5 protein-coding genes are annotated in these 7,781 nt (G+C 43.6%); all 5 read right to left on the reverse strand.

The window, feature by feature from the left end; genetic code table 11:
* Nucleotides 1–239: 239 nt before the first annotated feature.
* The 5 genes from WBA23_RS22145 to uvrA all read right to left on the reverse strand — a co-directional run bounded on the left by WBA23_RS22145 (nt 240) and on the right by uvrA (nt 7,590).
* The gene (locus tag WBA23_RS22145; RefSeq protein ID WP_424584461.1) at nt 240–587 is read right to left on the reverse strand and encodes a type II toxin-antitoxin system PemK/MazF family toxin; all 348 of its coding nucleotides are present in this window, start codon (nt 585–587) and stop codon (nt 240–242) included.
* Entirely contained in the window at nt 577–807 is a 231-nt protein-coding gene (locus WBA23_RS22150) for a hypothetical protein (RefSeq protein WP_424584462.1), read from the reverse strand. Before WBA23_RS22150 ends, WBA23_RS22145 begins: the two co-directional genes overlap by 11 nt.
* A 293-nt stretch (nt 808–1,100) precedes the next feature.
* Complete coding sequence (locus WBA23_RS22155) at nt 1,101–3,047, reverse strand: hypothetical protein (protein WP_424584463.1); 1,947 nt, start codon at nt 3,045–3,047, stop codon at nt 1,101–1,103.
* A 51-nt stretch (nt 3,048–3,098) separates the two neighbouring features.
* A complete protein-coding gene (locus WBA23_RS22160) occupies nt 3,099–3,914 on the reverse strand; it encodes a porin family protein (RefSeq protein ID WP_424584464.1) in 816 nt (271 codons plus the stop codon).
* 784 nt (nt 3,915–4,698) lie between these two features.
* A complete protein-coding gene (gene uvrA / locus WBA23_RS22165; protein ID WP_424584465.1) occupies nt 4,699–7,590 on the reverse strand; it encodes an excinuclease ABC subunit UvrA in 2,892 nt (963 codons plus the stop codon).
* Between the last annotated feature and the right edge of the window lie 191 nt (nt 7,591–7,781).

Consider the following 7,781-nt stretch of genomic DNA (forward strand, 5'->3'; position numbering starts at 1 on the left):
TAATTACGATGCGGGGCTTGCCAATATCGGGCAACTGCTTGGTTAAATTGCGCTGGGTAACGGTATATTCGGTGGGGTTTTTAACAACGGCCATTAGTATAAAAAAATTAGTTCATCTATTCCTACTGAAATAACGAAACTCGACGAGCCATGTTCAAAACTGAGATTAAAAATGAGAGATACCACTTAAGAATTTTTTATGAGAGAAAAATACAGCGACAGCTTGGGTAGCTTATTGTTTATTCTAAGTCAAGCACTATTTGAATATTCTCCTTTACCAATTCAATCCATTCACTAGGTAGAACTCCAATCTTTTTGGTTAACCTACGGTTGTCAATAGCCCGGATTTGATCGACCATCACGTCACAAGCTTGGTGCAGATTAGCAGTTCCTTGCTCGAGGTGCACTCGTAAAATTTCCGATTCTTGGTTGACATTAGTGGTGATAGGGCAAACGACTGTTGATGGGTGAGGTATTTGGTTGAGTAAATTAGTCTGAATTATTAAAACCGGTCGGGTTTTACCGGGTTCGGTTCCCATTCGGGGACTTAAGTCGGCAATCCATACCTCAAATTGATTAATCGGCATAATCTATTTCCTCAAAGTCTTTTAGTACTGACATAGAGTTCACTTTGACTAGTTCCGATTCTTTTCTGAGTTTCTCTTCCAGTATCCGGCGGCGCTGGAGTTTATTATAATAGTCAATAGCCTCGTTGATATACCGGTTACGAGATTTTTCAATTCGGGCGAGTATCTTCTCCGTTTCGCCAAATATTGAATCGTCTACCTTAAGCGATATTGTTTTCATACTGCACTTTTTTATGTAGTAAATATATATATTCTCGGTGTATATCTCAAGTATATATAAATAGTATATCTTTTAAATATTGATAGAAACTGCGAAGGGTACGGGTAGTATCTTCTTGTACCTAACAGCTACCACCAAGAGACTTTGTAAATTTTGATACTACCGGCCAATACTCACTCTTACCTGACCGAAACTTAGAAGTTTTTTCCTCAAACAAAAAAAGCCCTCCCGAAGGAAGGCTTTTGTGTTTAAAATGAGTTACGATTAAATCTACAACTCTTTACAAGACCGTCTTACTCAGAGCGACCAGTACCATAATTATAGTTCTGATTGATAGCCTTAGCACCTGGCTTGATGTTAGAAGTAGACATAGAGCTGCTAGCATTTAGCTGGGCCGCTGTGAATGCAGCTGTCTTATCGTTTGTATTATTGATGTTTCTAACAAATCCAGAACCACCATTAGTTACTACAATACCGCTGATAGTACCATTAGAACTGATAGTGGCAATAGCGGTTGCCCCGGTACCCATGCTACCTAACCCTTTGATGGTTACTGCTGGTGCCGCAGTATATCCTTCACCATCATCAGAAAGAAAAATATTAGTAATCTCTCCTGAGTTAGTAATTCTATTGTTCTTAAGATCATTAAAATCGACAACTGCTGTTCTCACCTCTGGTGCCATTACTTCTACTGTAGGCGCACTCGCTAATGCACCGGTAGTAAAGATAGTATCCGCATCCGAACCAGTAGGCACAATGCTTCCGTCAATTATGGTAGCATCATCAAACCAACGGTCGCTAAGATCAGTGCCATAGCTAGAGTTATTGAGATCGTTGTCTACCACACTTATCAAACTACTACCACTGTAATCCATCGCTGTTCCAGTTACGGTAGGCACATTAAAGTACCCTGAACCACGGTTAGTGATAAACACTTTGTACGTAGTTTGGAACCGAAGGTCAAAAGAGGCTCCGGTACCGCTACCGCTAGTAGAAGCTACAGCAGGCTCTGCATCATATATTGCGCTAGTACCAGTTACGGTGATATCATCGTTAAAAGCTTGTAAACCAAAAGAAAAGGCATTAAGATCTTTTAATGATAAGATTTTTCCGCTACCATCTACTGTACCAACTACAACACCAGCCTGATTACCATCCGCGTCTTCAGCAAAGATAATCTCATCATCAGCAGCATATCCAGATCCACCACTTACTAAGTTAATAGCAGAGTAAGTAGAAAGAAGGCTACGATTTGCCTTTGTACCCAATTCAAAACCACTGGCAGTATTTACTGGGGCAGCAATCTCTACCGATACACTAGGAACAAGATCAACGCTACTAGCTGACTGATTGGGATCAAATAAAGTTCGGCGTGTTACTACCGCTAATGAATCGCCTTGCTCAACTACCAAAGTTTGATCTGCCTCAAAGGGTAAAAAGTCAAAATCGACTGCACCGTAATCAAATAGCCCATCGCCGTTGTCAGCATTACCATTAGGAACAACCATTGTATAGTTTCCTTCGGCATCTACTGTAGCTTCAATGATAAAGTTTGAGTAAGAAATTGATTTAATTTGTCCTTTAGTAGAACCGGTAGAAATACCATATGCACCTAAAGCATCCCCTACGCTAATATTAGCTCGTACAATTGCTCCTTCGGCAGGTTCCGGCATATCGTTAGTTAAATTTAACTCTGCCCAAACTTTGCCGCTAATTTCTGAAGCACCTGTGGCTACAGTAGTAGGAAAGATTGGTACTGTCGTTCCGGCAATATCCTCCGCTAAATCAGAGTTAGGATCACCTAAGTTTGTAGTATACGTTACTGTGGTATGATCCGCTTTCTCTAATGTTACTGAAGCTTCACCAATTCGTAGATCGGCAAAGGTAGCTACTCCACCTGCATTCGTAGTTCCAGTATACGTTTGGCCACCTTGGACTAAGGTTACGGTAACTCCCTCTGCTGAGGCTTCGCCTTCAGTGCGGGCATTCGAATTATCGCTACCCGCATCTAGTACGGTTACATTGTAGCTTACTTTCGCACCAATTCGCTCTAGCGAATCTTCTTGTAATGCTAAGTCTTTTTCTTGTTGATTTTCCAGACGCTTCAGGGCAATTAAGGTTGAATCCTGCGCAGCAATCGCGTCAGCTTCGGTAAAATCATCCTCGCATGAGGTAAGGGCTAGTCCACCGGCAAAAACGCCAGCCGCTAGTAATGGGGTAAACCAATTTTTGGTGTTCATTGTTAACATTTGTTTTTAAAATTAATAGAAGAAATTTTGTTACTATTTTGATTAAAGGGTCAGTCCTACTGAGAACATAAAGCTGTTGGAACGTATGTCTGTCGCATCACGTAGCAAATCGCTTGGGTCAAATCCGTTATTGATTGGATTTAGTCCATAGCGGTAGCGCACATCAAATAGGAATGTGTTAGATCCTGTAGGGATTTCAGCTCCCAATCCAATATTAAGGCCATACTGCATTGAGCGGTACTCGGAGCGAACATTCTCTGAGCCACTGGCAGTACGAGAAAATTGGGCTCGGCCGGTACGCTCGTCGTCAAAGGCTACATCACCCACAAAGTAGGTAATATCTTGGGACTGAACCGCCGCCATATTAAACCCAATAGATGGTCCAATGATTAACTGAGGGCGAATACCCATAATTGGGGTGGGCAAGCCCGCCCGTAGCAATACAGGAAATTCTACATTGTGCAACTTTACGTTGCCCGTAATAGCGATGTTAGAACCGTCTACCATTGACTCTTTAAGCTCTACTCGGGTACCGCCCTGCTGCATATACAGCAACTCGGCCGATACACTCAGAAAGTCGAGCAACGAATAGGTAGCAAATCCACCTACGGCAAATCCGGTAACACTTCCGGTATGCTGCCTTCCGTCGAAGAAGCCTTCGTAGAATCCACTGGAGGTAAGTCCAACTTTAGCTCCGTACACTAACGGTAGACCTACACTTGAACCTGACGATTCTAAGTTGCTACCGCTGTCTTCGTCTTGAGCTAAAACGGGGGCTACCACCCAGCAAACTGCTAAGGGTAATACTAACATCACCCGACGCACCTTACGCCGTGTTTGGTTGATAAGTTTCATCATACATTTTTGGGGTTAAAGGGTTACTACTTTCTTTATGTGTGAGCCTAGAAAGGAGACGATGAGTATTAGAGATTGAATCGTCTTTATTCGCGGATCAATGCAAAGCAATAGTTTTTACAGGTAATCACCATCCGAGAAAATACGGTTTTACTACTTATGTAAAAGATGAAGTAAATAGCGTGTTTTTTCGCTAATTTTGCACAAGACTTTATTAAACTATATGAATTATTGGCAACTAGAGCAGAAATATTTTAATATGTCTTTTCAAATATTTCTTGTTTATTTTACAATAATTAGAAGTTATATTTATATTATATAATAACAAAATTATATATTTTCCACCAATTGTAGCCTGTTTATACTTTTTTATATGCAGTAGATTGCAGAACCTGCCAAAATGTTTCTCTAACTGCCAATAGGATTGGCTCACCCTGAAATTAGACTAAATAACCTTCTGTCTATTAGGGCTTTATGATTTTATGCTACAAATTAAATTATTATGGCTCAACTTTATAGCAGCTCATTATCAGTAGAAATGAATCGGAAATCTTTCATTGTACTATTTTTACAAAATGTGCAGTTTTTTGTGTAAAATACCATTATAGTCACCTAAACCGCTTGACTTTGTTTATTTAACGAAAAGTTTCCAAAAAATGTAGTTATCGGCAGCGTTTACATTATTCAATGAAACGTATCATTATTCCATTAATCCAGCTATTTATAATAATAAAGCTATTTAGTTAAAACGTGGGGTGATTATCGCTCAAAAACCGGGAGATAGGAACTACTTTACCGCTAAGTTTAGCTCGTTGGCCAAAAATTGAGCGGTGTATCCTTTTTCGCAATTCGCTACTTTTTCAGGAGCACCTTCACAAATAATCTGCCCACCGCCATTGCCACCTTCAGGACCCAGGTCAATAATATAATCGGCTACTTTTACTACGTCCAGATTGTGTTCAATAATAAGTACGGTATTGCCCTTATCTACTAGCTTATTCAGCACATCCAACAAATGTTGAATATCCTGGAAATGCAACCCGGTGGTGGGTTCATCCAGAATGTAGAGCGTTTGTCCAGTATCTTTTTTAGAAAGTTCGGTCGCCAGTTTCACCCGTTGAGCCTCCCCGCCCGAAAGGGTAGTAGCGTGCTGCCCCAACGTGATATAGCCCAAACCCACGTCTTGCAAGGTCTGAATCTTACGCAAGATACGGGGTTGATTCTCAAAGAACGCTACTGCCTGCTCTACGGTCATATCCAGCACATCAGAAATAGACTTTCCCTTGAAGCGAATCTCCAGCGTCTCGCGGTTATAGCGACGGCTTTTGCAGGTAGGGCAGGGCACGTGCACATCGGGTAAAAAATCCATCTCGATCAGTTGCATACCACCACCCTGACAGGTTTCGCAGCGCCCTCCTTTCACATTGAAAGAAAAGCGGCCGGGTTTATAACCTCGGATCTTCGCTTCGGGTAGTTCCGAAAACAAGGCGCGAATGTCGGTAAACACTCCGGTGTAGGTAGCCGGATTTGAGCGCGGGGTACGACCAATCGGGGTTTGGTCTACTTCAATCACTTTATCCAGATGCTCTACTCCCTTAATTGTTTTGAATGGGCAGGGTTCAGCGTAAGACCGATAGAAATACTTACTCAGCAGCGGAAACAGAGTTTCGTGAATCAGTGTAGACTTACCACTACCGGATACTCCGGTTACGCAAATCATTTTGCCCAGAGGTAATGTTAGTTTCACCTTCTTCAGGTTGTGCCCCCGGGCTCCAGTTAGTACTAGTTTTTTTCCGTTACCTTTCCGCCGCTGGGCCGGAATATCAATAGCGCGGGTGCCTTTCAGATAATCAGCGGTGATGCCGCCTTGCTGCAAAAATTCTTCGGGGCTTCCGGCGGCAATTACTCGTCCGCCGTGCCGCCCGGCCCCGGGGCCAATATCGACAATGTAGTCCGCTTGCAGCATCATATCTTTATCGTGCTCCACCACAATCACGGTGTTGCCCAAATCGCGCAAATCGTGCAAAGCTTTGATCAGCTTCACGTTATCGCGCTGGTGCAGCCCAATACTGGGTTCGTCCAGAATGTAGAGTACGCCTACCAGTTGAGTGCCAATCTGCGTCGCTAACCGAATACGCTGCGCTTCTCCGCCCGAGAGGGTTCGTAGCGGTCGGTCCAAGGTAAGATAGGTTAATCCCACATCCACCAAAAACCCAATGCGCTTACGAATTTCTTTCAGCACTTCCCCGCCAATCAGTCGCTGGCGGTCGGTCAGCCGTTCTTCTACATTAGCAAACCACGCTTGCAGATCGTCAATATTCAAGTGAGCTAACTCGGCAATATTTCTATCAGCGATCTTGAAGTAGCGGGATTCTTTCTTGAGGCGCGCGCCTTCGCAATCGGGGCAGGTAGTGCTGGTCATAAATTGTTTAACCCATTTCTGCGTTTTGTCGGTTCCGGTTTCTTCCTGCTTCTTTAGGTACCCAGTAATGCCTTCAAACACGGTATCGTAGGTAGAACCGGCGTACTTTACTGATTTAACCGAGACGGGCTTACTTTCACCGTGCAAAATTACCTCGCGAACTTTATCGGGTAGATCTTGAATCTTAGTGGTTAGCTTTACTTTGTGCCGTTTGAGAACAGCTTCCAACTTCTTAAAAATCCAAATGTCGCGGTACTCGCCCAGCGGAGCAATACCCCCCTGTCGGATACTCAGCTTCTCGTTGGGAAATATCGCTTCTTCGGAAAATTCCTGAATGCTGCCTAATCCGCTACAGGTGGGGCACATGCCGTAGGGCGAATTAAACGAAAAAGTATTAGGAGCCGGTTCATCGTAAGCTAAGCCCGTTTCGGGGTCCATTAGAAACTTAGAAAAATACTGGACGTTTCCCTCCGTATTATCGACCATGATAATTCCCTTGCCGTGCTGCAACGCAGTTTTGATCGATTCGGCAATACGGTAACGATCGTCGTCGAGTATTACTACTCGGTCTACTACAATTTCAATATCATGGGTTTTGTAGCGGTCTACCTGCATCTTAGGCACCAAATCCATAATTTCACCGTCGACCCGCACTTTGGCAAACCCCATTTTGCGCACTTGCTGAAAAAGTTCGCGGTAGTGACCTTTGCGACCCTTCACAATAGGAGCTAGAATAATCAGCCTACTTCGGGCGAAATCATCCATAATTCGGTCAATGATTTGTTCCTCGCTTTGCCGCTCCATCTTCTTGCCGGTCTCGTAAGAATAGGCTTCTCCCGCCCGGGCAAACAGCAAACGCATAAAGTCGTAGATTTCAGTTACCGTGCCCACTGTAGAGCGGGGATTTTTAGACGTGGTTTTCTGCTCAATCGAGATAACCGGACTCAGGCCGTTAATTTTATCTACTTCCGGACGTTGCAGGTTGCCGATGAAGGAGCGGGCGTAAGCCGAGAAGCTTTCCATGTAGCGCCGTTGCCCCTCAGCATAAATAGTATCAAAGGCTAATGATGATTTTCCACTGCCACTAATGCCGGTAATTACGATGAGTTTGTTGCGGGGAAGGGTAACGTCAATAGTTTTAAGGTTATGCTCGCGCGCGCCAAAAATTTCAATCGTTTCCTGATCGTATTCGGGTACGGTTATCGCCAGATCGGTGGCAGCATTGGTTCTTTCGGCGGTTAGGTTTTCGGTAGGCATAGACACACTTTAGGTCAGGTTACTTAAAATAAGTATTTTAGGTAAAGGGTTCCGAAGGTACGAAAAACGACGGGAGGATTACAAGTGCTGAAAATGAAATCTTGTTCGATGGTACTTTAGCGACCGTCGCATGGTGCGTGGTGTTATAGTGTTATGGTATTACAGTATCTGCCGTAAAGTTGGGAGTTACT

Origin of the sequence: Tunicatimonas sp. (assembly GCF_049647865.1) — a bacterium.
GTDB lineage: Bacteria > Bacteroidota > Bacteroidia > Cytophagales > Cyclobacteriaceae > Tunicatimonas.

Excerpts from the sequence above, each read along its gene's own strand:
- WBA23_RS22160 (WP_424584464.1), bottom strand. The coding sequence starts at position 3,914 with ATGATGAAACTTATCAACCAAACACGGCGTAAGGTGCGTCGGGTGATG.
- WBA23_RS22155 (WP_424584463.1), bottom strand. The coding sequence starts at position 3,047 with ATGAACACCAAAAATTGGTTTACCCCATTACTAGCGGCTGGCGTTTTT.
- WBA23_RS22150 (WP_424584462.1), bottom strand. The coding sequence starts at position 807 with ATGAAAACAATATCGCTTAAGGTAGACGATTCAATATTTGGCGAAACG.
- uvrA (WP_424584465.1), bottom strand. The coding sequence starts at position 7,590 with ATGCCTACCGAAAACCTAACCGCCGAAAGAACCAATGCTGCCACCGAT.
- WBA23_RS22145 (WP_424584461.1), bottom strand. The coding sequence starts at position 587 with ATGCCGATTAATCAATTTGAGGTATGGATTGCCGACTTAAGTCCCCGA.